The following is a 24,452-nucleotide window of genomic DNA, read 5'->3' as shown; positions in this document are numbered from 1 at the left end:
TAATGTACATATACTAGCAGTGATAAAGGGGGGTTTTATATGTCAAAAGTGAGGGATTATCAAAAGCTTGCAAAAGACATCTTAGAGGCAGTTGGCGGAGAAGAAAATGTGGTGAGTGCTGCAAGATGCGCCACGCGGCTGCGTTTGGTCTTGAAACGTTCGAATCCAAAGGCAAAGGAAGCAGTTAATGCAATGCCTGGCGTCATTACCGTGGTGGAAAACGGCGGTCAATTTCAGGTTGTCATCGGTCAGCATGTTGGTGAGGTATACGAGCATTTTTCCAGCCTTGTTCAGCTGCAGCCGTCTGATGATGAACAGGCAAATGAAAACAAGGGAACGGTGCTGAATCGTGTCATCGCGACCATGTCTGCTGTGTTTGCACCATTTGTGTATATTTTGGCAGCAGCAGGTATTTTACAAGGTGCACTTATCCTCATTAATTTATTATTTCCAAGCTTCTCGAAAACGGGAACGTATGAAGTCTTTAGCTTTATTTCATGGGCGCCGTTTACGTTCTTGCCTATCTTTATCGCCATCACAGCAGCCAAGCATTTTAAAACGAATATGTATATCGCCGTAGCGTGTACAGCAGCGCTTGTCAGTCCAACTTGGACGGAGATTGCTGGACGGGTGGCATCAGGGGAAGGCGTTACTTTTTTAGGCATAGCGTTATCTGAAACGGTTTATACGTCCTCTGTTTTGCCGCCGCTATTCTTGGTATGGATTCTTTCATATGTTGAGAGATTTTTAAACAAACGCATTCACGAGGTAGTCAAACCGTTATTTGTCCCATTTATCTGTATGGTTGTCATGGTTCCGTTAACGATTCTATTAATTGGTCCACTTTCGACAGCCGGTGCAAATGGGATTGCAAACGGATACAATTTCTTAGCAGAACATGTCCCAGCTTTAGCAGGCGCCATTATCGGAGGTTTCTGGCAAGTGCTTGTCATTTTCGGTGTTCACTGGGGCATCACACCAATGGTGCTCGCCAACTTTGAACAATATGGACGTGACTCCTTCCAGGCATATCAAACCATCGCTGTTATCGCTCAAGTCGGCGCAGTGTTAGGGGTTATTTTAAAAGCAAGAAACCGCGAAACACGAAAAGTCGGGGTTTCAGCGGGAATCACTGGTCTCTTTGGAATTACTGAGCCTGCGATTTATGGGGTCACCTTGCGTTTCAAGAAACCATTTATTTTCGGATGTATATCTGGAGCGATCGGGGCCATTGCTGCCAGCTTCTTTACGCCTTATTACTTTGCGTATGCAGGTTTGCCTGGTCCACTGACGATTGTAAACGGAATTAGTTCAGATTATCCAACATCGATCATCGGCATATTGATTGGTGTCGCAATTGCGCTGATCTTACCAGTTGTGCTCATTCAAATGTTTGGTTATGGGGAAGATACAGTGGAACAGACAGTCGGTGGAACGTCTGATAAAGATCAAGTTGGAGAAAAAATGAATGCTTCGATGAACAATGAAGAAATTATTCCTGCACCGCTTGCAGGGAAAGTGATCTCGTTATCTGATGTGCCGGATGCTGTATTTAGCTCGGGGGCGATGGGTAAAGGGTTTGCGATTGAACCGACAGACAACAAGCTGTATGCACCGTTTGACGGCAGTGTCGTCATGCTTGCGCCGACAAAGCATGCGATTGGACTGCGTTCAGAATTCGGTGTGGAGTTACTAGTTCATGTAGGAATTGATACGGTTTCCCTAGATGGCTCAGCATTTACTCTGCATATCGAAGAAGGCAGCAAGGTGAAGAAGGGTGACTTGTTGATGACATTTGATCAAGAAGCCATTGAAAGCAAAGGATTAAAAACAATCACACCCGTCATCATCACCAATACACAAGCGTACGAAGATGTGATTGTAGAAGAACAATCGACATGTCAGCCAACGGATGTCATGATCACTATTGTAAAATAGGAGGAAAAAAATAATGACTTTACCAAAAGATTTTCTATGGGGCGGCGCATTAGCTGCGCATCAATTTGAAGGTGGATGGAATGAAGAAGGAAAAGGTCCAAGTGTTGTAGATGTGATGACAGCAGGTGCTCATGGAGTACCGAGACAAATAACTGAAACGATAGAAGAAGATAAATTTTATCCGAATCATGAAGCGATCGATTTCTATCATCGTTATAAGGAAGATATCGCGATGTTTGCCGAAATGGGTTTAAAATGCTTACGTACATCGATCGGCTGGAGCCGGATTTTCCCTAAGGGAGATGAAGCGGAACCGAATGAAGCAGGTTTACAGTTCTATGATGATGTTTTTGATGAACTGCTCAAGCATGGCATCGAGCCTGTAATTACGCTGTCTCACTTTGAGATGCCGCTCCATTTAGCAAGAGAGTACGGCGGGTTCCGCAGCCGAAAAGTCGCTGAGTATTTCGCGAAATTCGCAGAAGTATGCTTCAATCGATACAAAGACAAGGTCACATACTGGATGACGTTTAATGAAATCAATAACAAAATGGATGTCAACAACCCACTATTCCTTTGGACAAATTCAGGGGTATCAGTCAAAGAAGGCGAAAATGCCAAAGAAGTCATGTATCAAGCAGGACACCATGAATTACTTGCAAGTGCATGGGCAGTAGCCAAAGGAAAAGAGATCAATCCTGCTTTCCAAATTGGAGCGATGGTTTCTCACGTGCCAATCTATCCGTATTCCTCAAATCCAGAGGATGTCATGCTCGCAGAGGAATATATGAGACAGCGCTATTTCTTCCCAGATGTACAGGTGCGCGGCTACTATCCGAGCTATGCATTAAAAGAATTCGAACGCGAAGGCTATCACATTCTATTTGAAAAAGGCGATGAAGAAAGCTTAAGAAAAGGGAAAGTGGATTATCTAGGCTTTAGCTACTACATGTCGACAACGGTTAAAAGTGATACGGTGTCTGATCACAACGGAGATATTGTCAACGGAGCCCTGCCGCATGGTGTAGATAACCCTTATATCAAATCAAGTGACTGGGGCTGGTCCATTGACCCGACAGGCTTAAGATATACATTGAATCGTTTTTACGATCGCTATCAAATCCCGTTATTCATCGTAGAGAATGGATTTGGTGCAATAGATCAAGTGGAAGAAGACGGTTCTATTCACGATCCAGAAAGAATTCAATATCTCGCTTCTCATATCGAAGCACTAAAAAAAGCAATTGAATACGACGGTGTCGACCTTATTGGCTACACACCTTGGGGTATCATTGATATCGTGTCATTCACAACAGGCGAAATGAAAAAACGCTACGGCATGATCTACGTTGACCGCGACAACGAAGGAAACGGCTCAATGAAGCGCCTTAAAAAAGATTCGTTTACTTGGTATCAAAACGTCATCGCAACGAATGGTGAAGAAGTGTAATAAAGGAAAATAGAAGCCCGGACGAGCGTGTATTCGCTTGTCCGGGTTCTTCTGTTTCTTTCGACAAAAATGGTGAGTATATCCTTTTGTTCACAAGAAATAAGTCTTATAATTTAGTAAGAATATTTATGGGATGGAATAGGAGAGATCGTAAATGACGAAATGGTGGATGGTTCGTGCAGGTGACCAAAATGAGTTAATTTCAATATGGGAAAAGGAAGGTATTGCATCGATTGGGTGGCCGAAATTAGGTAATCCAAAACAATATCAAACAAAGCAAGAGATGAATGATCGAGCTGATGTCATATTCGCCGAGAACAAACCGTTTACAAGGAGAAGCTGGGTTAGTCAGATATGGAGGTTCAGTAGAGAAATTAAAAAGGGAGATCGAATCATTACATATTTAAAAGAGAGTCGTGAATATCGAGTAGGTACGGTGACTGCTCCGCATTTTTTTGATGAAGCAACTGGAGATAAAATGTATCCAAATCATATTAAGGTGAATTGGGAGTCAACCGCCGTTAAACGAGATTCCCTCAGTCAACCAGCTAAGAACAGCCTCGGTTCTATATCAACTGTTTTTCGTGTAGATGATTGGGGGCAAGAGATTGAACATTTACTAAAGAACCCTACTTCTATTGCAGTATACGAAGATGAAACAGCAGAAGATGAAATTATTGAAGATTTAGTCAGCAAAGCAACTGTTATGATTGCAGATAAGGTAGATAAACTGGATCCGTGGCAGATGCAAGATCTAGTCGGGGGCTTACTGCAAGCCATGTCATATAATGTTCGCGTAAGCCCAAAAGGGCCTGATGGTGGTGTTGATGTATTAGCTTATAAAGATGCATTTGGATTTGAAAAACCTATTATAAAAGTACAAGTTAAGCATCGGCAAACCTCAGCTAGTTCCCCAGAAGTACAACAATTATTAGGGGCTAATCCCATGAATGCAAACAGTTTATTCGTTTCTACTGGTGGATTCACTTCAAATGCCAAAGCTGTTGCGAAGCATAATGAAGTTCACCTAGTGGATTTAGAAGAACTTGTAGATCTTATTGTACATTGGTATGAGCATATGCCAGCTGAGACAAGATCTTTATTACCTCTGAAAAAAGTGTATGTACCTGAGTGATTTTTTATTGCCTACGCTTCAATAACGCCTGAATACAAAGGAAAAAGAGGATAATAACAATAAAATAGTTCATTGGGTTTTGAAAGATATTGATGTTCAAGGATAATTGTAGAAAAATCCAAAAGCCGAATATCACGATAATTGCATAAATGATTCCTTTAAACACTTTGATTCTCCTTTCGTTTTAGTTGGCATTATCTCATATCACTGAAAAGATTGAACAGGGATTAATGTTCTAATAGTTCTATCACATAGTCTGGTATAAAGGGCCAACTAATGTTTATAAAATAGTATAAAGTAAGGCTAGACAGAGCAAAGTGCATTGTCTAGCTTATTTTATTTGATCGTTGAATAGAGAGTCTATTCCATTTTTTATGTCATTCAGCCTATTTTTCCGTTTTAATGGTCACGGTAAAATAGACTTTATGATCAATAATGGAGGGAGTGACTTCTTCTGGGCAAGATACTTGATGCAAAAGCACTAACCAGTGCCATGGACACAAGGGCAAAACACTATCAGGAATTCCGCGAACAAATGGTAGATTTAAAGAAGGCATTACAAGGTGTTGCCAACCTCGGTGATGACTTCACTGGGAAAGGTGCAGATAATATTAAAAGTTTCTACAAAGAGCTCGCTGGAAATGTAGACATGTTTATCAGCTTCATTGATAAGCAAAAAGCCTTTCATGAAGGTGTTTCTGGGACACTGGATGATACGAGCTTTGGCGGCGATACCTTTGTAGAAGAACACTTTTTAGACAACGCAGTACATATGGGCATCAAGAATGCCAAAAGCATTGTGAAGGATCAAAAAAAGGCACTCAAAACGATTTTTCAAGACATTGATGACCTCATTTCCCTAGAGGTATTTGATAGCCAAACCTTTGATGAAAAAATAGAAGATGCGGAAGATGAACGAAAAAAGACGGTCAAAGAACTAAGAGAGCTTGATCAAAATTTAAAAGATGAATATGCTTTGTCAGAGACGGAGCAGCAAGCTACAATGGCATTGTACGCTGAAATGATCAATGCGACAAATGACGGAAAAGCGATTTCACCTATGAATTTTGATAAGAAAGCGTATCAAAATAGCGAAATCTTCAAGGCAAAAAGCGATATTGAAAAACAAACTTCTGAATATCTGAAAATCAAAAAAGAACAAGAAGAAGCCCGCAAGATCGCAAAGGAACAAGAAGCCCTCGCCAACCGCCCTTGGTATGAAAAAGCCCTCGATTATGGTGGAAACATCGTGAATGAACTAACAGGTGTGAACGATGCAAAACGTGCCGCAACAGGCGTTGATCCAATCACAAGCGAGGAACTCACCGCAGGCCAGCGAGTCGCGGCAGGAGGAATGGCTGCAGCCGGCTACATCCCTATCGTCGGCTGGGCAGGACGCATTTTCAAAGGCGGGAAAGCAGTCTATAAAACGACCCAAGCCACATCAGCCGCAGTCAGGGCAGTCGACATTTACAAGACATCACAAAAATCCTTTGACGCCCTGAAAACATCTCAAAAAGGTTTATATGGCCTCACCGCCATCAACGGCTTCAGCGAAGCGATCACAGGCCGAGACATGTTTGGAAATAAGATCTCGAAAGAACAGCAGGAAGCGAGTATGAACGCGGCTCTGGGGATGCTTTTGCCGTTCGGGGTGAAAGGGTTTCATGGGAAGATGGGGGTGAAGGATAGTGCTGGTAAAGGTGGATTTAAACATAAGTATTCTGACAATAGCAAAAATCATCTAATACGGCCAGAAGGTGTTAGTAAAACAGGTGTAAGTGGTGGTCATAATGAAAAGGAATTTTTTAATTATTTAAATGAAAAGGAAATTCCCTATAAATTGGAGAGAAAAGAAAGCCATCCTTCGGTACATGGAATAAATGATGTGTACTATAAAATAGCAAAACAAGAACGTGGTATGTATACAAAAGAATTTAAAGCATCTACTCATAAGAAGACTGTTTATGATGATAATGTATTTACTGATGAACAAATTTATAAATATGGCCAAGAGGCAATGGAAATGGTACTGAGTATGTAACTAGAGGCGGTCAACATGTAATACAAGGTACATCAAATGGTATAAAATTTGAAGGGTGGAAAAATCCAAAAACAGGGGAAGTTGAAAGCTTGTACCCAGTATTAGAATGGAAGAAATATAGTAATTAGGAGGATCTTGATGTTAAAAAAAATGCAGCCGATTGTTCAAGACTTTTTTTCTTTTTTGAAGGATGATTTAGTTGAGGTGTTAGAGTGTTTGTCCCACAGAGAACCTTGGCAAGATCATATGATGGGATATGAACTTCCAGAGCATTCAGAGAATGTTGAATTTAATAATGGAGTAATGATATTTATGGACACAGCATCTTATCATGAAATTGTGATGGATAATCTAGATTTCTATAGTTGCTTGGAAGAAATTTGTATGGAGTATGTTGCTGAAACTCCAGAACAGAAGGCACAAGTTTATTTACTTTTGGACAAGGTAAAGACTACTTTAAATTTGTGAAAATTAAACCTAACTGAGTAAACCTTTAATACGAAGGTGATTACTTATATGAGGTATTCATTGAATTTAAGGAAGATCAAATTGATGATTTAGCAATAATACTACCAGAAGAAGTAAGTATTTTTTATACAAGATATTTCAACAATAGAAGAAGTAGATGAGTATATAAGATAAAGTATATGAAATCTTTTACATTTACCAGAAACACAGGAAGTTGAGGGGGAGAGATGAAAACCTTTAAAATCAATTAATAAATCATAATGTGTAATGTTAATTGGGTAAAGCTTGGAGGAGACAATAGAGTTTGTCAAATCACAAAAGGTGTATTAAATTATGAATTTTTCATTAGAGCATTTAAAACATCACAAAATAAAAGTTAATTGGAAAACTATATATGTAGGAATTAGTCTAGATTTGATTTCATACAAAGAAATAAGCAAGTATGCTGTGGAATATTTATCTAATCATACTGAATGTGAAAATTCTTTAATCCTAGAATTAGCTTGGGGAGATGGCGACCCAGATGAGGATTATAGAAAACTTCAAATGGTTTTGGTAGAAGAAGAATCTAGTCAATGGGACGTTGAAAAAAGGAAATGGAACCGTTTATTCATTATATGCCTTCTTCAGATGGCTATAATCCGTTACTGTATTCAAAAGAAGAGAATATAAATAGATTAGTCTCTCTTTTTGAGAAGTTTTTACAAAAAGAAAAAGCAGTTGTTCAATTCGAGCAATTTTAATTACTGATTAAAAGGTGCCTAATGAAAATAGAACTTGAATTCGAACAAGAAGTGACAAACTACTATAAGTGGTTAGATCAAAAAATAAATGAACTTAAACAATTAAGTATATATAGTATTAATGGATATTACTTTTTAGATAATGGTGGAATTAAAACTTTTCAAAGTTATTGTCAAAATGAACTAATCGAAATTTTTAGCGATCAATTGACTAATTACCATTTTTATATCTTTCTGAGTAAGAAAGTAAGTGATGTGCATTCGCGAATAGAGAGATTCCGAAAAGTATGGAAATCTATTGATTCAGACATAAATACTTCAGGTTTTGAAAAGGGGCCAGAATTACTTTTAGATGAACATGAAAATCAGTTTTATGTCAGTATAGCCAAGGTTCCTCAACATGATTTAGATAAAGCATTGCGAATAATGGATCAGTATCAATCTAGTTTCATGATTGCCAGTAGAAGGGATTCTATGCTCTCAGAGGAATCTATAAAAGATTTGTTTTACTCAGGATTGGATAAGAATAGTCATGAAATAGATTATCAAGCGCTTTTTTTGAAGTATGGTTTGAATAGTGAAATTATCTTTAGATGGGGATCTGTTCTAAATGAGGCCGAATTGGCAATGATTTTAAATCAAGATCATACCCGGAAAATACGGGAGCGAATACAAAGCCATTCATAGTATCTTCAAAATGATCCCGTAATATTTTAAACAATCCCCACATCGGGACTTGATCCCCCATTTTTGAGAGACTGGGATCAAAACACCGTATGAAACAGCCAGTTGTCGAAACTCTTTCGAGGGACTGGTTGTTTAATTTCTATAGAATTCGAATAGTGGTATATGGATTTTATAAAATCGCTGAGTAGTGTTTGTCAGAAGGTGTTTGCTTTCCTTCAATCGAGAAAACATAAAATCCAAATACATGGAGAACACTATCGAGAGCATGAAATTGAAGCACTTAAAGTGAATGTGAATGAAGTCTTTATTCATTTAAATCACCTTCTTGAGCAAACAAAATTTTCAAGTGGGTATGGGGATTTTATTTTTGGCAGAATATTTCCGTTTTGGATTATGCATCGAGAGAACGGAATATTTTTATGAGCTAAGTATTTGGGGGCTGCGAGGAACAGAATTGAGACATCATTTAAGGAGTGGAATGAACCACTCCTTTTTTCTATCGATGGTGTCATATGCATAATCGATGAATTCCCTTCAAATTTAAGCAATTCACTATCTTTACCTTTCGCATTCGTATAAAATAAGAGCAGTGAAAAATTGAAGAAATGCTTGATACATGAAGGGCGTGTAAGCTGTGAGCTGCATGACATGATGAGATGTATGAACGTGAAGGCTGCAAAGCTGTTCTTCCTCACATATGAGATCTTGTAAGCGTAACCATTATTTGTCACTTCATTGCGATGGTGTTAAGGGGTGTGTCAGGATGAGGAATCCGTATGTGAGAACGGCTTCTAGTCTGTATATTAATTATTTTTTATTGGGTATGGTCAATATTATTTTGGCTTCAAATATGCCATTTTTAATCAAACAATTAGATACCAATAGTGCGGGAATTAGTTATATGATTTCGGCGCTTGGCATTGGCAGGGTGCTCACGTATGGTTTATCAGGCGTACTGTCAGATCGTTTTGGGCGTAAGCCGGTCATTCTGGTTTCTGGTGTGCTGATGGCGGTGTTCCTCACCGGAATCCCATTGTCTCCGAATTATCAAATCGCATTTGCGTTTGCGATTTTGGCAGGGGTCGCGAATTCGGCAATGGATGCAGGAACGTATCCTGCGTTAATGGAGGCGTTTCCGCAAAACTCGGGATCTGCGAATGTGATGGTGAAGGCCTTTATCTCCATTGGGGCAACCATTTTGCCACTGGCGATTTTCTTTTTAGCAGAGCATGATTTGTTTTATGGAATGGCATTTTTTGTTCCTGCTCTGATCTATCTTGTGAATGTCTTGATGCTGTGGACCTTGCCATTTCCGAATCATCGCAAGGTGGAGCAAGTCCAGGTAACGGAGCATGACGGACTTCCGCGCTTCTCGACAGAGCCTACATTTTGGAGAGAAGGGATCGCGCTCATTGTGATCAGCTTTACGTCAAATGGACTGTATGCGCTGCCGCAAATTTGGCTTCCTACGTACGGTGAGGCCATCTTGGGGATGACATCTGGCAGTGCTGTGAAATTGCTCAGTTACTATAGCATGGGCGGGCTGCTGTCTGTCGTGATGCTCGCGTTTCTTTTGCGCCGCTTTGTCCGGCCGGTCACTGTACTGCTGATCTATCCAATCATTACACTTGTTTCCATTTGTGTGCTCTTGGTCGTGAAATCACCAGTTATAGGAACCGTCAATGCTTTTGTATTGGGATTTTCAACGGCAGGAGTTTTTCAGCTGACGTTAACTGTGATGGCTGAATTCTTCTGGAAAAACAAAGGGACGATGACTGGGATTATCTCTACAGCGGGCGGCGTGTCGGCTATCGTCATCCCGGTCGTAACAGGTTTAATTCAGAGTCACGCGTCCATTTTACAAATCTTTATGTTCGATGCAGTGGTGGCTGTTGCGGCCATTATCGGCGCACTGTATATCCTGTATCGATACCGCCAAGTCATGGTACATGATTAAAAAAAGACGACCTACGCAGGAAGTCGTCTCAGCGTGTAGGCAAATCCTCGCATTCAGGGCTGCTAGACTTCGCTGAAAAGAAAACAAAGGGCTAAAATGATCATCATTTTAGCCCTTTGTCTTTTTTATTTTAGAAACGGTCATTTTCAAAAAGAATTTGTTTTACTTGATCAACTGGCATATCTTCACCAGTAAAGAGTTTGTAAGCAAGTGCACCTTGCCACAGCATCATTCCAAGACCGTTAATGGTTTTGGCGCCAGCTTCCTGTGCTTGTGCAAGAAGCTTTGTTTTTTGCGGGTTGTACACAACATCTGTCACGATCAAATCTTCACGAAGTACATCAAGTGTATCATCGATAATGCTGAGCTGATCTAGTGGTTTCATGCCAAGGCTTGTCCCGTTTGCCAGGATCGCACTTTCTGCTACTTCACGGCGGAATGCGTCTTTGTCTTCAAGTGGGAAAATGTTTGCTTTGACACCGAAAGATTTCATTTCGTTATTGATGTAATTTACATTTTCTTCTGCTTGAACAAAGTATTGATCATTACGAGCAAAAATGCTAATTTCACGGATGCCTGACTGTGCAAGCTGAATCGCAATCGGAGTCGCAGCGCCGCCAGAGCCAACAAGTGTGACTTTTTTGCCGGCTAATTCAACGCCATGTTCAATTAAGTTTCTCACATATCCAAGACCATCTGTGTTGTAGCCGATGAGCTTACCATCTTTGTTTACTACAGTGTTACTTGCACGTGTATATCTTGCAGAATCATCTAGTTCGTCTAAGTAATCTAGTACTTTCATTTTGTTCGGCATAGAGACGTTAAATCCAGCTGCACCCATTGCTTTCATACCGTTTACGGCTGCTTCTAGTTCATCATTCCCTACTTCAAATGCGAGGTAAGCATAGTTGATACCTGTTAGTGTATAGCCAAGGTTATGCATACGTGGTGAAAGGCTGTGTCCGATTGGTGTAGCAAGAAGGCCGACTAATTTTGTTTTTCCATCAATATTTCGTTCATGTATGTTTGTCATGATTGACATCTCCTTTAATTATCTAAATAATTTTTTCATGCGTCCAAGAACAAAGACCGCTAGTAATACGCTAATAACCGCAATGATCATATCGAAAAATAACGTCATTTTAATATCGTACGAGCTGACCAATCCACTTGTAATGAGCGGCACGAGAATAAACGCTGAGCTTGCCGCAATGTTGACGTAGGATGAAGCTGTTGCTTTGTTTGTCGGGAACAATTTCATCATAATACTCATCGCCAGCTGGAAGATTCCCGCTGTAAATAGTCCTAAGAAGAAGGTGCTGACAATGACAATGCTGTACGTTTCGATTTGGAAAAGTGAAAGCATTGCAAGGAACGCCCCAATTGGATAAATGATCGCCACCATAATCGGTGAAATGAATTTATCTAAGACGATCGAAAGCAATAGAACAGATACCAGTGCACCAATACTAAAATAAGAAAGAAGCTGTGTGGCTTGTTCTGTGCCAAGTCCGATTAATTTCAACCCCAGCTGCGGAAGCCATGTCTGCCATACGACAAACAATGCAGTCGATGTGAATCCCATCAGTACAACAGCTAAGCCTTCGCCAAGCATTTTTGGTTCTTTCTTCAGCTGATCCTGTACGGGAAGAGCGTCTTGTGAAGAAACTTGCTTATGGTTCGGGAATGGCATAAAGATTAAGTAAATCCCTACGAGTAAATAAAGAAGCCCTAGTCCAAAGAACGCCCAGCCCCAGAAGATGTCATGTGCCACTAGGAATGCCAAGATAAATGGAAGAACAGTCGCCCCAATGGATACAGACGCTTTTACTAAAACAGAAGCCGAACTTGCTTTTTTAGGAAATGACTCTGACAAAGCAGGATAGGTTCCTGAATCAAGCAGTGAGTTGGCAATACCTGCTGAAATCGCAAAGATAAATGCCAGTGTATAACTTGTTGTCGTTGGAATACCGATTAAGAATAATAAGTAAAGAAAATTTCCTGTAATAATGACAGGCTTACGTCCCCAGCTGTCGGCTAACCGGCCTGAGAAAAAGAGCGCAATGAGTTTACCAATTCCGATCGCAGATACAAGCAAGCTGATTTTCGGAATATCTACATGGTAGCGTTCAGATAAGCTGTCCATGTTGGAAGCTACAATAATGTTGATCATGCCAAGCATGAAGTAATTTAAATACATGCCAAGTGACGATTTTATATAAGGATTTTTCATGTTCCCACTCCTATATTTGAAACCCCTTTAAGGTCAAATTCTTTGTATACCCTTTGTTATTGTTTCCTTCAAAATGAATAATATGAAGCCCATCACAACACCCCTTATGTGATTGATGAAAAAAATAATGAATATTCATCTGTTCTTCAATCAAGTACATCGTTCTACTAAAATGAAAAAAATAATAACAGCCTTGATTAGGAAGTGAAACTTCATGATTTGATCAGAATCATAAAAAACCACTTTTAACTGTTTTTTGATAGAAATAATGATATGACGAAATAGGTATAACGATATACTAAAAGAAGCAACGAGATAAATATACTCCTGCATTTTAAATGTGTCAAGTTTATGACTTTGTGATTTAAAAAAAGAAAAATGAAACAAAGAAATAGTTGACTTGATCAATAAAAAAAGAGAATTGCTGCACACAATTCTCTTTTTCATCATGATGGGGAGGTTTCTCTAATATGAAGTTGGGGCTTTAAAATCAATCGCTGCAGCTCTTCATCCTGTTCGTTCATTTTATGATATAAAAGGTTCGCTGCTTTTACCCCGATGGATCGGGGGAAGGAGGAAACAGTGGTGAGCGGCGGATGGTACATTTCCGCTTCAGGAACATTATCGAATCCAACGACATCGATATCTTCACCAGGCTGAATGCCCCGTGCTGACAGTGCTTGAATGACCCCAAATGCGACTAAGTCACTGAAACAAAAAATAGCAGTAGGGGGCTCAGGCTGATCCATCACTTGGGCGAGTGCTTCTTTCCCGCCTTCGCGAGTAGGTACTATATCAATAATAAGCGATTCATCAATCGTCACATTTTCTTCGTCATGAGCTCTTTTGAAACCTTTCATCCGCTCAATCCAAGTCGAAGAGGTCTTAATGCCGCCTAAAAAAGCGATGCGGCGATGTCCCTTTTGAAGAAGATGATGAACTGCCATCCAAGTACCTTGTTCATAATCAACACCGACATAATCACATTGCACGTCTGATAATTCACGATTTGCCAGTACTTTTGGGGTGCGAATTTGATTTAATTGTTTGACCGTTCGAGCAGAACTTTTCGAAGCTGGGTTTAAAATAATCCCGCCTACACGATGCTCTACCATAGTGGAAATGAGCCGCTCCTGTTTATCAACACTGTCAAAGGTTGTACCAAGTAAAACAGTATAGCCCAGTGATTCAAGTGTGGTCTGTACGCCAATTAAAAACTCCGAAATAAAGGTGTTAGAAATATCCGTCACAATCACACCAACGATATTTGAGCTTTTTGACCGCATGTTAGCAGCAACGCGGTCGTATACGTATCCTAAGTCCTCCATGGATTGCAGTACTTTGTTTCGAGTGGCTTCAGAGATTCTAGGATTATTTCGAACAACGAGTGATGCCGTTGAAGTCGAGACACCGGCATGCTTGGCGACTTCCTGTAATGTAACACGCTGTTTGTTCATTTTTTTCATTTATCTTCACCAACTTCCATGGATTGCTTAACTTTGTTCATGATCAAGAGGAATTTCTCCATCAAACGAGCCGAACATCTTTTGATTTATTATACATGAATCAGGGGGGATTGATGAAGTGAAGACATATGCGTACCGCCGTAAATCATAAAAGATTACCATTGACAGCTTTCTGAATGAGGCGTAAAATATGAAATTATTCAGAAATAGCAACATTTTAATTAAATAACGAAGGCTATGAATGCTGTGGGTCACACTATAGCAGGAGCAGCTTCTGGAGAGACCGCATGTGTGTGCGGCGCCGAAGGGTTCACAATCTCAGGCAAAAGGACAGAAGAGTACGAAATATTGTATTTGTGGTGCATGGATGATGCCGTGTATGACTTTTCTCTATTTTGCTATTCTTTTATGACCGTGAGATTGGAGCGCATCCAATCTCTTTTTTTATGGACTTTTTTAAAGGGTTCATTATTTCAGTATAAGATCGTGTCGTAGGAGGGTGTTAGCATTGGCACAACAAGAATTAAAACGAGATTTATCAAACCGTCATGTGCAATTGATTGCCATTGGCGGAACCATTGGAACAGGGTTGTTTTTAGGATCTGGAAAAGCTATTCAATTGGCAGGTCCTTCAATCATTTTTGCTTATTTAATTGTCGGGATGGCTATCTTTTTTGTCATGAGGGCACTCGGAGAATTGCTTTTATCGAAGGCGGGCTATCAGTCATTAACCGATATTGCGGAGGACTATCTCGGCCCGTGGGCATCCTTTGTAACAGGGTGGACGTATTGGTTTTGCTGGATTATGACAGCGATGGCGGATGTCATTGCGGTCGGGGTGTACGTACAGTATTGGTTTGACATCCCGCAGTGGATTCCTGCCATCATTTGTTTGTTGATTTTACTAGGGTTGAATTTGTTAACGGTAAAGCTTTTCGGAGAAATGGAATTTTGGTTTGCACTCATTAAAGTAATTACGATTCTATTATTGATCGGGGTTGGAATGGTTCTTTTAATCATTGGTTTTCAAACAGATGCTGGACCGGTGACAGTAACGAATTTATGGTCTCATGGCGGGTTATTCCCGAATGGTGTCACAGGTTTCTTATTGTCATTCCAGATGGTGATTTTTGCGTATGTGGGAGTTGAACTGGTCGGTGTGTCCGCAGCAGAAACAGCCAATCCGCAAAAAAACATCCCTTCTGCGATTAATAAGATTCCATTAAGAATCCTATTTTTCTATGTGGGTGCGATCTTTGTTTTATTATGTATCAACCCATGGACTGAGCTCAGTGCATCAGAAAGTCCTTTTGTGAAAACCTTTGGACTCATTGGGATACCAGTAGCAGCAGGGCTCATCAACTTTGTCGTCCTGACATCTGCGGCATCAGCTTGTAATAGCGGCATGTTCTCGACGAGCCGCATTCTGTATAATCTCAGTCATCAAAAGCAGGGGCCAGCTTCCTTTGGACGTTTGAACAAGAATGCTGTCCCAAGTAATGCCCTGTTTGTTTCGACGATTGTGGTATCGGTTGGAGCTCTTTTAAGCAAGCTGATTCCCGAACAAGCCTTTGGTATTGTGACAACGATCAGTGCCATTTGTTTCATTTGGGTATGGAGTATTATTTTAATTTGTCATTTGAAATATAAAAAAACAAAGCCTGAACTGCATGCAGCATCTACCTTTAAAGCACCGTTCACCCCTTTTGTGAATATATGTGTTTTGGTTCTCTTCGCTGCGATTCTAGTGATCATGCTGTTTGCAGATGCAACACGCCCCGCGCTCTTATTAACGCCGGTCTGGTTTTGTTTCTTACTATTGATCTATGCACGAAAGAAACGCTGCGCGTCATAATGAACGGAAAAAGCACAGCCTTTGCATGAGGCTGTGCTTTTGTTCATTTAACGATTTCTAATCTTTAGCACATAATTTGCATTCAAAATGATCAAAACAACCCCAATGACCATGATTGAGAACAGCTGAGAGTGATTGGCTCCAAGGGAATACACAATCAAAATAAACATGGCGCTGGTCAATAGGATATTCATCATTTGATACGTATGAAACAGTCCGCCAAGCATCACATGCTTTTCGCCTTCGTCCGAAATGGCGAGCAGCTTTTTACTGTAGTCTTTGTCAGATAGACTTGGCAGGTTCCGATTAGGGTAGACAAGCTTTAGAACAGATATCGATATATATGAACTGATAACGGTGACGATAAATAAAGCAGCATTGACGAGAATCAGCCAGAGTGGCTGCTCGGTGACGATCGCGATACCGATGGCAACAATGGAAAAAATGGTACTTACCGTATTGGCTAAAGTCAAATCAGTAAAGGTCCGATATTGTTTTGCTTCCAGTTCATCCTCCTCATCTCCAGAGACCGAAAGAGACACTCTTTTTTTCATACGTGAAATCCCTGAAAAACAATAAATAATCAATAAAATCGTCAATCCACTGATGACAAGAGTCGCTTCAAATGCAACATCAAGAAGTGTCATCTCAAATTCGGCTGCCAGCAGACAGTAAGCGCCGAGAAAGCCAAGGAGAGCACCTAAGAGCATTTTGTATACAGTTTTCATGAAAGTTCATCCTCCTCGAATAGAAAAATACGTTCAATGGGTTCCTGAAAAATTCGTGAAAGCTTAACCGCGAGCAAGAGAGACGGCATTAACTCATCTCGTTCCATTAAGCTGATGGTCTGACGAGAGACCTTTGCACGCTTTGCCAGCTCAGTTTGGTTTAAACCATCACGCGCACGAAGCTCTTTTAACCGATTTTTCATTCTGTCACCTCAATTTTGCTTGAAATCTTTCCTTGATTGTAAAGCATTATATTCATTTTGACAAGTAAAGTTGTCAAAATGATAAAAATAATTGTCAGAAGGATCATCTTTATTCAAAAGGAGAACCATGATACGCTAAAGGAAAGAGAAACAGAAAACAGGGGATGTCCGTGTTCATTGATCAATTAAAAAATGACTTACATCAATCACAGCCGTTGTTCATTGGAGAAGAGACAGCGTTCAAAGCAGCAGTCCTTATCCCTTTGGTGCAAGTAAATGGAGAATGGCATATATTATTTGAGGTACGATCGTTGACCATGAGAAAACAGCCGGGGGATATTAGCTTTCCTGGGGGCAAGCTTGACGGCAGCGAAACTGCACAGGAAGCTGCACTGCGAGAAACACATGAAGAGCTGGGCATTCCACCAGAATCGGTCGAGATCCTTGGACAGCTTAGTCCTTATATCGCTTCTCCATCCTTCGTGGTATACCCATATGTTGGTATCATTGATGAGCAAAAAGTGAAACACTCCTTTAATCAAGAAGAAGTAGAGGAGACTTTTACCGTGCCTCTATCATGGCTCAGCCAATATGAGCCGTACTTGCATCATGTATCCGTTCAGCCAACACTAGGCGAGGACTTCCCTTATGAAAAAATCATGAATGGTGAAAAATACAGCTGGGGAAGCCGTTCGATTGAGGAATGGTTTTATGATTACAAAAACTACACCATATGGGGATTAACAGCCCGCATATTAAAGCATTTTGTGACCGTTGTAAAAAGAAATTCCTAGAGAATCGCTCTCTAGGAATTTGTTGTATTCAGGCGTTCCTTCGCTGTTTGTTGTCCTTTACTTATTGAAATAGGGGATTTTGCTTGGCCCAGTCCGTAGGAAGGCATGTTCACGTAGATGGATTCATACGAGCCGGCTTGAATTTGGTACGTTTCATGATAAATTCCGACCGCGTCATTATTTCGTGCTCTTTGGTTAAATTCTTTCCAAGCAGCCAAATGCTTCTCCATCTTGGCATAGGCAAGGAGGTCATCGGTTGATTTCCAATATTGAATCATCGCTGTCGTGCGTAATCCGAAGTAATTCTCTGTTCCAAGAAACCCAAGCTCATCTTGATGGGTATACAGCTCCTTGATCATGCCAGGCATTGCCATGAACACGGGCAGCCATTGATGAATGGCCCAGCGTTTGTTGATCCTCATTCCGATAATGAATACAACAATCGAATCAGAATTGTCCGTTGTAAATCTGCCAGCACGTATGTCTTTTTTCATTCATTTACCCTTCCTTCTTCATCGAATGGAATGTTTCCACGCACCAATCAATGCCTGCTTGAGCCACTCTTTTCCCATAATCTAAAGTAAACAGCCAATACTTCGCATCCGCTTCATCTGGATAAAGCTCTTGAATGTTTTGTTCAATTGACACATAAGTTTCATAACGAATACGGAGCTGCCGCTCATAATCCTGTAAAAGCACCAATTTTTTCTCAAACGAAAGATATTGACCGAAGAATAACTTTAATAACACCTCATTACGCTCTGTTGGTAATTGATCGAGCGGCTGCGCCAGCCACTCTCTTAACGTATCCAGTCCTTTTTCAGTCAAATGATATTCCCGCTTGTCTGATCGGCCAGAAGTAGCAGCAGGTGAAACTTCCGCAAGGCCTTCCTCGACTATTAACTTTAAAGCTGGATAAATTTGTCCATAACTGATTTTCCAAAAATGATGCAGGCTTCTATCAATTAATTGCTTCACTTCGTACCCTGACTTACAATCAGTCGTTAAAATACCTAAAATCGCATACGTCGTATCATTGTATTTTTTCATATCAGCACACCTATCTAAAAGATATATCATTTAGATATATAATATACGATATCTACTGGTGATACAAGAGGTTTTAGAAAAAATCCAATGAAGGAGGTGAAGAGATCGCTAGGAGTTGCATCACAATATATTGATAGAATAAATAAAAATCCGTCAGATCAATGATCAGAGGAGGTATGTATGAATAGATCAAAAATCTGGATCGTAGCAATTTCAGCGGTGATAGTCATCGTTGCTGTCAGCTGGATAGCATACCAAGCAAATGCAAAAAAGAGTGTATTGAACAACTATTACGCCTTTGTATATAAGACAAAAGATCAAGTGAACTGGTTCAAGGTAACGGAGAGAAAAGGGAAAGTCACTGGTTATCTGAATGAAACCATTTTGGAGGAAAACCCAAAAAGACATTTTGATCCCAACCTATTTATCAACAAATATAAATTAACTGGTAAAACTGTTGAAAACGGTTACGAATTTCAAGTGAAGCAAGAGAAAGAGACGATCACATATAAAGTTCACCTTGATGAAAAAGATCTTTCTGTGAAAAAACAAGGTGAAAAGCAAAGCATCACCTATAAAGCAGTTGATCAAACAAAACTACGTGCTGTTCAAAAGGATATTCATGACCGATATGATGAATTGATGGAGGACTCTGAGAATAGATTCCATGATTATGTAAGAAACTTTATTAAGAAAGTAACAGGCGCTTATGGTTATCTGTATACAGCGGAGGATGGTTCATACCAGCTATTTCTAAAAGTAAAACGGATGTATATGCAGTCTGAATGGGCAGGTTCTTTTTTGATGAGAACGGTTCCAGGAGATGGTGGTGAACCATATAAAGAAACGAAACATACAGCCGGTGGTGTTTCAGATGGGATAATGTTTGATTTGAGTACTTATCCTGCAATTGAAAAGGGGTTTACTTTAGGGGAAACTGATCGAGATGCAACATCAATTAAATTCCCTTTTAAAATGGCAGGCGGTACAATAGAATTTAAAGCTGTCACGAAAGAGGAATATCAAGAACAAACGGAAGCATTCAAAAAGCAGGCTGAAGAAAAGAAAAAATAGATGATGATAAACCAGATAAGTCATTTTAAACTTATCTGGTTTTTAGATGGAAGTAGTTTTTGGTGAGTGATAAAAGGATATTTATTGTATAAAAAAACAGGAAGGTTACTGCAACAATGAAAGAAGAGTAATTTGGGTATAAAGACCTTAATAATTTTTAGAAAAATAAATGTTGACGCTTTCATATAATCAATATATACTAAAAACAAATCCAATATGAATAAATTAGACATGTGACTGGTCATGCAGGCAGGATCTAAAAACGATGAATTTCTTTTATTTGTCGTTTTAGATCCTTTTTTTTGTTGCCAAAATATAGGTCTCGTGTATGAGAAAAGGGGGAGAAGAAAAAATGAATTACACACAAGTTGCCAAAGACGTTTTACAGCATGTAGGCGGCAAAGAAAACATTGCGCACCTTGAACACTGTTCAACAAGGCTTCGCTTCACACTAATCGATCAGAAAAAAGCAGATGTACCAGCACTAGAAAAAACACCAGGTGTTATAGCTGTCAGAATGTCAGGACAATGCCAAGTAGTCATTGGGAATGATGTCATTGAAGTGTATCAAAAGGTAACTAGTTTAATAGGCAGCACCTCATCAAGCCAAGACGTGCCATCCAACCAGCCAAAAGAAAAAAGAAAAGCAGGCACAGTTCTGTTAGATTTCATTGTCGGTGTCTTCCAACCGCTTGTACCAGCTATCGCAGGCGGAGGAATTTTAAAATCATTTCTCCTCCTTTTCTCTTTATTAGGCTGGATGGATGCAAAGGGACAAACCTATCAAATACTGAACATGGTAGGTGATGCACCACTTTACTTTCTGCCTTTACTAGTTGCTGTAACGACGGCGAATAAACTAAAAGTAAATCCACTGGTCGCTCTATCAGCAGTCGGTGCGCTCCTTCTGCCGAACATGACGGCGATGCTTACAGAAGGTGCGCAATTACTTTCATTCGATGTAAAAAATATAGCTTATGCATATCAAGTGTTTCCGGCAATCCTTTCTGTATTGCTTTACGCGCAAATGGAAAAATTCTTTACACGGTTTTCACCAAAACCAATTCGGATTTTCTTCGTTCCGATGATGTCATTGGTCATTACTGTACCAGTTACGCTACTTCTGTTAGGACCGATTGGTTTTACAGCGGGGCAAGGCTTTTCATCTATTATTCTTGCGATGTTTAATACGGTAGGCTGGGTAGCTGTCGCAATTTTAGCAGCGGTCCTCCCATTCATGGTGGCTTCAGGCATGCACAAAGCAATGGTCCCTTATGCAGTCACAACGATGGGAACCCTTGGGAAAGAAGCACTTTATTTACCGGCATCACTTGCGCATAATATCGCGGAAAGTGGAGCGTGTTTTGCTGTGGCACTTCGAACAAAAGACAAGGTACTCAGATCAACAGCCATTTCGGCAGGAATATCAGCCTTTTTTGGCATCACAGAGCCGGCGTTATATGGTGTGACACTGCAAAATAAGCGAGTCCTTGGAAGTGTTATGATGGGTTCGTTTGTTGGCGGGATTTTCATTGGTTTAGTTGGTATACAAGCCTTTGTGCTTGTTGGCCCTGGATTAGCAAGCATGTCGATGTTTATATCAGATGAGCTCCCGCGAAATTTGATGTTTGCTATCATTGGAGCGGTCATTTCGTTTATTGTCGCCTTTATCGCTGCTTTTGTATTAGGTAAAGATCGAACTGTAGAAGAAAAGACAAAGGACCAAGCTGGGTTTGCTGAAAAAATTGGAGCAGGAGAAACATTCAAAAGCCCTGTGATTGGTCAAATGATCTCTCTATCTGAAGTGAAAGATGATATTTTCTCTTCAAAGGTCATGGGAGAAGGAATTGCCATTGTACCTTCAAAGGGAGCACTTTATGCACCAGTAGATGGAGAGGTAACCTTACTGTTCGAAACAAACCATGCACTTGGTATGAAGACGGACCATGGAGTTGAAGTATTATTCCACATCGGCATTGACACCGTTCAGTTGGAAGGACAGTATTTCCATCCAAAGGTGCAGGCTGGAGAGCGTGTTCAAGCGGGTGATTTATTGATTGAATTTGATCTAGAAAAAATCATGGAAGCAGGGTATGATCCAGTAACTCTTGCTGTAGTCACAAATACAGATCAATATGATATTAAGGTACAGCCATTACAAGAGGTCAATCGTCAAGATACATTGATGGTTGTAACACAATTAGGAGGATAATCATATGAAAAAAATCAAAGGTTTTCCAAAAGGATTTTTATGGGGCGGCGCCATTGCTGCTAACCAGGCAGAAGGCGCCTGGAATATAGATGGAAAGGGACCGTCTGTTGCAGATATTGCAATGTACCGTTCCAACTTGAGTGTAGAAGATTATGAAGGTCATCTTGCTGTTACCACTGAAAATATAGATCGTGCGATGAAAGACCCAGACGATAAAAAATACCCAAAGCGCAGAGGTGTTGATTTCTATCATCACTATAAAGAGGATTTGGCTCTCTTTGCTGAAATGGGATTTCAAACACTTCGCATTTCTATTGCATGGAGTCGTATCTTCCCTACTGGAGAAGAAGCGGAACCGAATGAAAAAGGGCTGCAATTTTATGATCGTGTATTTGCAGAAATGAAAAAACACAACATAGAACCGATCGTGACACTCTCTCATTATGAAATGCCATTAGCCCTTAGTGTGAAATATAACGGCTGGGTTGAAAGAAAAGTAATCGACCTCTTTGTGAAGTTCGCCAATGTTTGTTTCGAACGTTATAAAGATGATGTGAAATATTGGCTCACTTTTAATGAAATTGATAGTATTCACCGCCACTCTTTCATTACAGCGGGAATTATTCCTGATCGCTGTCCAGAAGGAAAAGTGGAAGAGACGGTGTACCAAGCACTTCATCATCAATTTATTGCATCTGCTCTTGTAACAGCAGATTGCCATCGTATCATCCCAGGCAGCCAAGTAGGATGTATGCTGACTAAATTGACAACGTATCCGCATACGTGCCACCCGAATGATGTGGAACAAGCTTTGAAACAAAACTTAGAAAACTATTTCTATGCAGATGTTCAGGTATTTGGCGAGTATCCACCGCTGATCAAGCGCATGCTTGAGAGAAAAGATATTCATATTCAAATGGAAGCAGATGATCTAACCATTTTAAAGGAAAACACAGTAGATTTTATCTCATTCAGCTACTATATGTCTTTAACGGAATCAGCCCAAGAAGGATTAGAAGAGACAGAAGGAAATACCATTCGTGGAGTCAAAAACCCTTATCTTCCTTCAACTGACTGGGGCTGGCAAATTGATCCGGTTGGTCTGAAAATTTCTTTGATCGAATTGTATGATCGCTATCAAAAACCTCTTATCATTGTCGAGAACGGCATGGGTGCAAAGGATGTAGTTGAAAGTGATGGCTCAATTCATGACGACTATCGTATTAACTATTTTAAGGAACATTTCCGTCAAATGAGAGAAGCCATTGAAGAAGGCGTCGATCTCTTCGGATATACGAGCTGGGGCTCAATTGATATTATTAGTGCAGGTACATCACAAATGTCAAAACGCTATGGCTTCATTCATGTAGATCAAGATGATGACGGGAACGGGACATTAAAACGATCTCGAAAAGACTCATTTTATTGGTACAAAAAAGTCATTGAGACAAATGGTGAATCGCTTGATTGAACACCACAATCATGAAAACAGGTGATGACGATGTTTAAAATCAAAAAAGTTTTAAACTCGAGCGTGGTCCTGGCTGAAGATCAGAACCAACAGGAGATGGTTTTGTTCGGCCGAGGAATTGGCTATGGACAGAAACCAGGTCAAATGATAGAAGAGAAAAAAGCGGACCAAGTCTTTATGTCAGTCGATAACATGAGAGCAAAAGAATTTCTTCAACTGTTAGATTCAATGCCTCAGGAATTTATCGATTTAACTCAACACATCGTCCAATATGCAGAAAAACGTTTAAACTCAAATTTAAATTCAGGTGTTTATTTTACCTTAATGGATCATTTGAATTTTGCAGTGGAACGTCATAAAAAGAATATTAATATTACGAATCGCGTGTATTGGGAAATCAAAAATTACTATACAGAAGAATTTGAAGTAGGAAATTACGCACTTGAGTTAGTCAATGACACATTGGGCATACAATTACCAAAAGAAGAAGCTGCCAATATCGCCTTTCACTTAATTAATGCATTAGGTGAAGAGTCCGAGTCGAAAGATGGTATGAAATACGCCAAGATGATCGGAAGTATTGTCAATCTTGTGCGCTATACGTTGAATATGGAAATGGATCAAGAGAATATTCATTACAGCCGGTTCATTACACATGTGAAATTCTTCGTAGAAAGATTTTATGCTGATAAATTATTATCAGATCAAGAAAATGAGTTATTTGAACAAATTGCACACTTATATCCTCAAGCGATGGATGTTGCTTTTAAAATCAAAGACTATATTAAACAGGTGCATAGTATCGTCATTCCTAATGATGAGCTTACTTATCTTGCGGTACATATACACCGCCTCATATCCTATCAGCAACTAAAATAAATGTGGAACCACTTGCCTTGATGAGGCGAGTGGTTCTTTGTATGACCAATGTTTATATTAAGTTC

Annotated in this window: 22 protein-coding genes, 1 pseudogene and 1 riboswitch; of the genes and pseudogenes, 16 read left to right on the top strand and 7 right to left on the bottom strand. The window is 40.0% G+C overall.

Annotated elements, in window-relative coordinates:
• Positions 1 to 39: 39 nt before the first annotated feature.
• The 10 genes and pseudogenes from NSS76_RS18885 (at position 40) to NSS76_RS18845 (ending at position 10,422) form a co-directional block, all read left to right on the top strand.
• Complete coding sequence (locus tag NSS76_RS18885; protein ID WP_341082619.1) at positions 40 to 1,938, top strand: beta-glucoside-specific PTS transporter subunit IIABC; 1,899 nt, start codon at positions 40 to 42, stop codon at positions 1,936 to 1,938.
• A 10-nt stretch (positions 1,939 to 1,948) separates the two neighbouring features.
• Positions 1,949 to 3,388 (top strand): 6-phospho-beta-glucosidase BglA, encoded by a 1,440-nt coding sequence (bglA, locus tag NSS76_RS18880; RefSeq protein ID WP_341082740.1) that lies wholly within the window; start codon positions 1,949 to 1,951, stop codon positions 3,386 to 3,388.
• 154 nt (positions 3,389 to 3,542) lie between these two features.
• Positions 3,543 to 4,523, top strand: a complete 981-nt coding sequence (locus NSS76_RS18875; RefSeq protein WP_044335734.1) for a restriction endonuclease — start codon at positions 3,543 to 3,545, stop codon at positions 4,521 to 4,523.
• A gap of 493 nt (positions 4,524 to 5,016) precedes the next feature.
• Positions 5,017 to 6,567, top strand: a complete 1,551-nt coding sequence (locus tag NSS76_RS18865; protein WP_445662190.1) for a T7SS effector LXG polymorphic toxin — start codon at positions 5,017 to 5,019, stop codon at positions 6,565 to 6,567.
• A gap of 138 nt (positions 6,568 to 6,705) precedes the next feature.
• On the top strand, positions 6,706 to 7,035 hold the full coding sequence (locus tag NSS76_RS18860; protein ID WP_151039555.1) for a hypothetical protein: 330 nt from the start codon (positions 6,706 to 6,708) through the stop codon (positions 7,033 to 7,035).
• 333 nt (positions 7,036 to 7,368) lie between these two features.
• Positions 7,369 to 7,778: pseudogene (locus NSS76_RS18855) on the top strand (DUF2247 family protein).
• A gap of 21 nt (positions 7,779 to 7,799) precedes the next feature.
• The gene (locus NSS76_RS18850; protein ID WP_151039559.1) at positions 7,800 to 8,465 is read left to right on the top strand and encodes a hypothetical protein; all 666 of its coding nucleotides are present in this window, start codon (positions 7,800 to 7,802) and stop codon (positions 8,463 to 8,465) included.
• A gap of 162 nt (positions 8,466 to 8,627) precedes the next feature.
• Complete coding sequence (locus tag NSS76_RS19700) at positions 8,628 to 8,888, top strand: YxiF family protein (RefSeq protein ID WP_445662189.1); 261 nt, start codon at positions 8,628 to 8,630, stop codon at positions 8,886 to 8,888.
• Positions 8,818 to 8,985, top strand: a complete 168-nt coding sequence (locus NSS76_RS19695) for a YxiF family protein (RefSeq protein ID WP_445662188.1) — start codon at positions 8,818 to 8,820, stop codon at positions 8,983 to 8,985. Before NSS76_RS19700 ends, NSS76_RS19695 begins: the two co-directional genes overlap by 71 nt.
• Before the next feature lie 243 nt (positions 8,986 to 9,228).
• Positions 9,229 to 10,422, top strand: coding sequence for an MFS transporter (locus NSS76_RS18845; protein ID WP_341082618.1), 1,194 nt, complete (start codon positions 9,229 to 9,231; stop codon positions 10,420 to 10,422).
• A 130-nt stretch (positions 10,423 to 10,552) separates the two neighbouring features.
• Here the strand turns inward: NSS76_RS18845 and NSS76_RS18840 are convergent, their stop codons facing one another.
• From NSS76_RS18840 to NSS76_RS18830, 3 genes are all read right to left on the bottom strand, one after another.
• Positions 10,553 to 11,455: a shikimate dehydrogenase gene (locus NSS76_RS18840; RefSeq protein WP_024423990.1), complete on the bottom strand. Its 903-nt coding sequence runs from the start codon at positions 11,453 to 11,455 to the stop codon at positions 10,553 to 10,555.
• A gap of 18 nt (positions 11,456 to 11,473) precedes the next feature.
• Positions 11,474 to 12,655, bottom strand: a complete 1,182-nt coding sequence (locus NSS76_RS18835; protein ID WP_024423989.1) for an MFS transporter — start codon at positions 12,653 to 12,655, stop codon at positions 11,474 to 11,476.
• A gap of 446 nt (positions 12,656 to 13,101) precedes the next feature.
• The gene (locus tag NSS76_RS18830) at positions 13,102 to 14,121 is read right to left on the bottom strand and encodes a LacI family DNA-binding transcriptional regulator (RefSeq protein WP_024423987.1); all 1,020 of its coding nucleotides are present in this window, start codon (positions 14,119 to 14,121) and stop codon (positions 13,102 to 13,104) included.
• Between the two features lie 264 nt (positions 14,122 to 14,385).
• A riboswitch (glycine riboswitch) is annotated at positions 14,386 to 14,465 on the top strand.
• 164 nt (positions 14,466 to 14,629) lie between these two features.
• Here NSS76_RS18830 and NSS76_RS18825 point away from each other — a divergent pair.
• Complete coding sequence (locus NSS76_RS18825; protein WP_024423986.1) at positions 14,630 to 15,976, top strand: amino acid permease; 1,347 nt, start codon at positions 14,630 to 14,632, stop codon at positions 15,974 to 15,976.
• 47 nt (positions 15,977 to 16,023) lie between these two features.
• Here the strand turns inward: NSS76_RS18825 and NSS76_RS18820 are convergent, their stop codons facing one another.
• On the bottom strand, positions 16,024 to 16,704 hold the full coding sequence (locus tag NSS76_RS18820; RefSeq protein WP_024423985.1) for a DUF3169 family protein: 681 nt from the start codon (positions 16,702 to 16,704) through the stop codon (positions 16,024 to 16,026).
• Positions 16,701 to 16,907, bottom strand: coding sequence for a helix-turn-helix transcriptional regulator (locus NSS76_RS18815; RefSeq protein ID WP_003215336.1), 207 nt, complete (start codon positions 16,905 to 16,907; stop codon positions 16,701 to 16,703). The genes NSS76_RS18820 and NSS76_RS18815 overlap by 4 nt, the downstream gene beginning before the upstream one ends.
• 170 nt (positions 16,908 to 17,077) lie before the next feature.
• Here NSS76_RS18815 and NSS76_RS18810 point away from each other — a divergent pair, with 170 nt between their 5' ends.
• Positions 17,078 to 17,701: an NUDIX hydrolase gene (locus NSS76_RS18810; RefSeq protein WP_341082616.1), complete on the top strand. Its 624-nt coding sequence runs from the start codon at positions 17,078 to 17,080 to the stop codon at positions 17,699 to 17,701.
• An 11-nt stretch (positions 17,702 to 17,712) separates the two neighbouring features.
• Here NSS76_RS18810 and NSS76_RS18805 read toward each other — a convergent pair whose 3' ends face one another.
• Both NSS76_RS18805 and NSS76_RS18800 read right to left on the bottom strand, forming a co-directional pair.
• Positions 17,713 to 18,195: a DUF4188 domain-containing protein gene (locus tag NSS76_RS18805; RefSeq protein ID WP_024423983.1), complete on the bottom strand. Its 483-nt coding sequence runs from the start codon at positions 18,193 to 18,195 to the stop codon at positions 17,713 to 17,715.
• A 4-nt stretch (positions 18,196 to 18,199) separates the two neighbouring features.
• The gene (locus NSS76_RS18800) at positions 18,200 to 18,751 is read right to left on the bottom strand and encodes a PadR family transcriptional regulator (RefSeq protein WP_024423982.1); all 552 of its coding nucleotides are present in this window, start codon (positions 18,749 to 18,751) and stop codon (positions 18,200 to 18,202) included.
• A gap of 180 nt (positions 18,752 to 18,931) precedes the next feature.
• Here NSS76_RS18800 and NSS76_RS18795 point away from each other — a divergent pair, with 180 nt between their 5' ends.
• The 4 genes from NSS76_RS18795 (at position 18,932) to NSS76_RS18780 (ending at position 24,387) form a co-directional block, all read left to right on the top strand.
• Positions 18,932 to 19,825: a hypothetical protein gene (locus tag NSS76_RS18795; protein ID WP_024423981.1), complete on the top strand. Its 894-nt coding sequence runs from the start codon at positions 18,932 to 18,934 to the stop codon at positions 19,823 to 19,825.
• A 352-nt stretch (positions 19,826 to 20,177) separates the two neighbouring features.
• Positions 20,178 to 22,037, top strand: a complete 1,860-nt coding sequence (locus NSS76_RS18790; protein WP_024423980.1) for a beta-glucoside-specific PTS transporter subunit IIABC — start codon at positions 20,178 to 20,180, stop codon at positions 22,035 to 22,037.
• Positions 22,038 to 22,041: 4 nt separating this feature from the next.
• The gene (locus NSS76_RS18785; RefSeq protein ID WP_024423979.1) at positions 22,042 to 23,508 is read left to right on the top strand and encodes a glycoside hydrolase family 1 protein; all 1,467 of its coding nucleotides are present in this window, start codon (positions 22,042 to 22,044) and stop codon (positions 23,506 to 23,508) included.
• Positions 23,509 to 23,538: 30 nt separating this feature from the next.
• The gene (locus NSS76_RS18780; RefSeq protein ID WP_024423978.1) at positions 23,539 to 24,387 is read left to right on the top strand and encodes a PRD domain-containing protein; all 849 of its coding nucleotides are present in this window, start codon (positions 23,539 to 23,541) and stop codon (positions 24,385 to 24,387) included.
• Positions 24,388 to 24,452: the final 65 nt, after the last annotated feature.

Origin of the sequence: Bacillus sp. FSL R5-0654 (assembly GCF_038008745.1) — a bacterium.
GTDB lineage: Bacteria > Bacillota > Bacilli > Bacillales > Bacillaceae > Bacillus > Bacillus safensis.
This window is presented reverse-complemented; position numbering and strand designations above follow the sequence as displayed.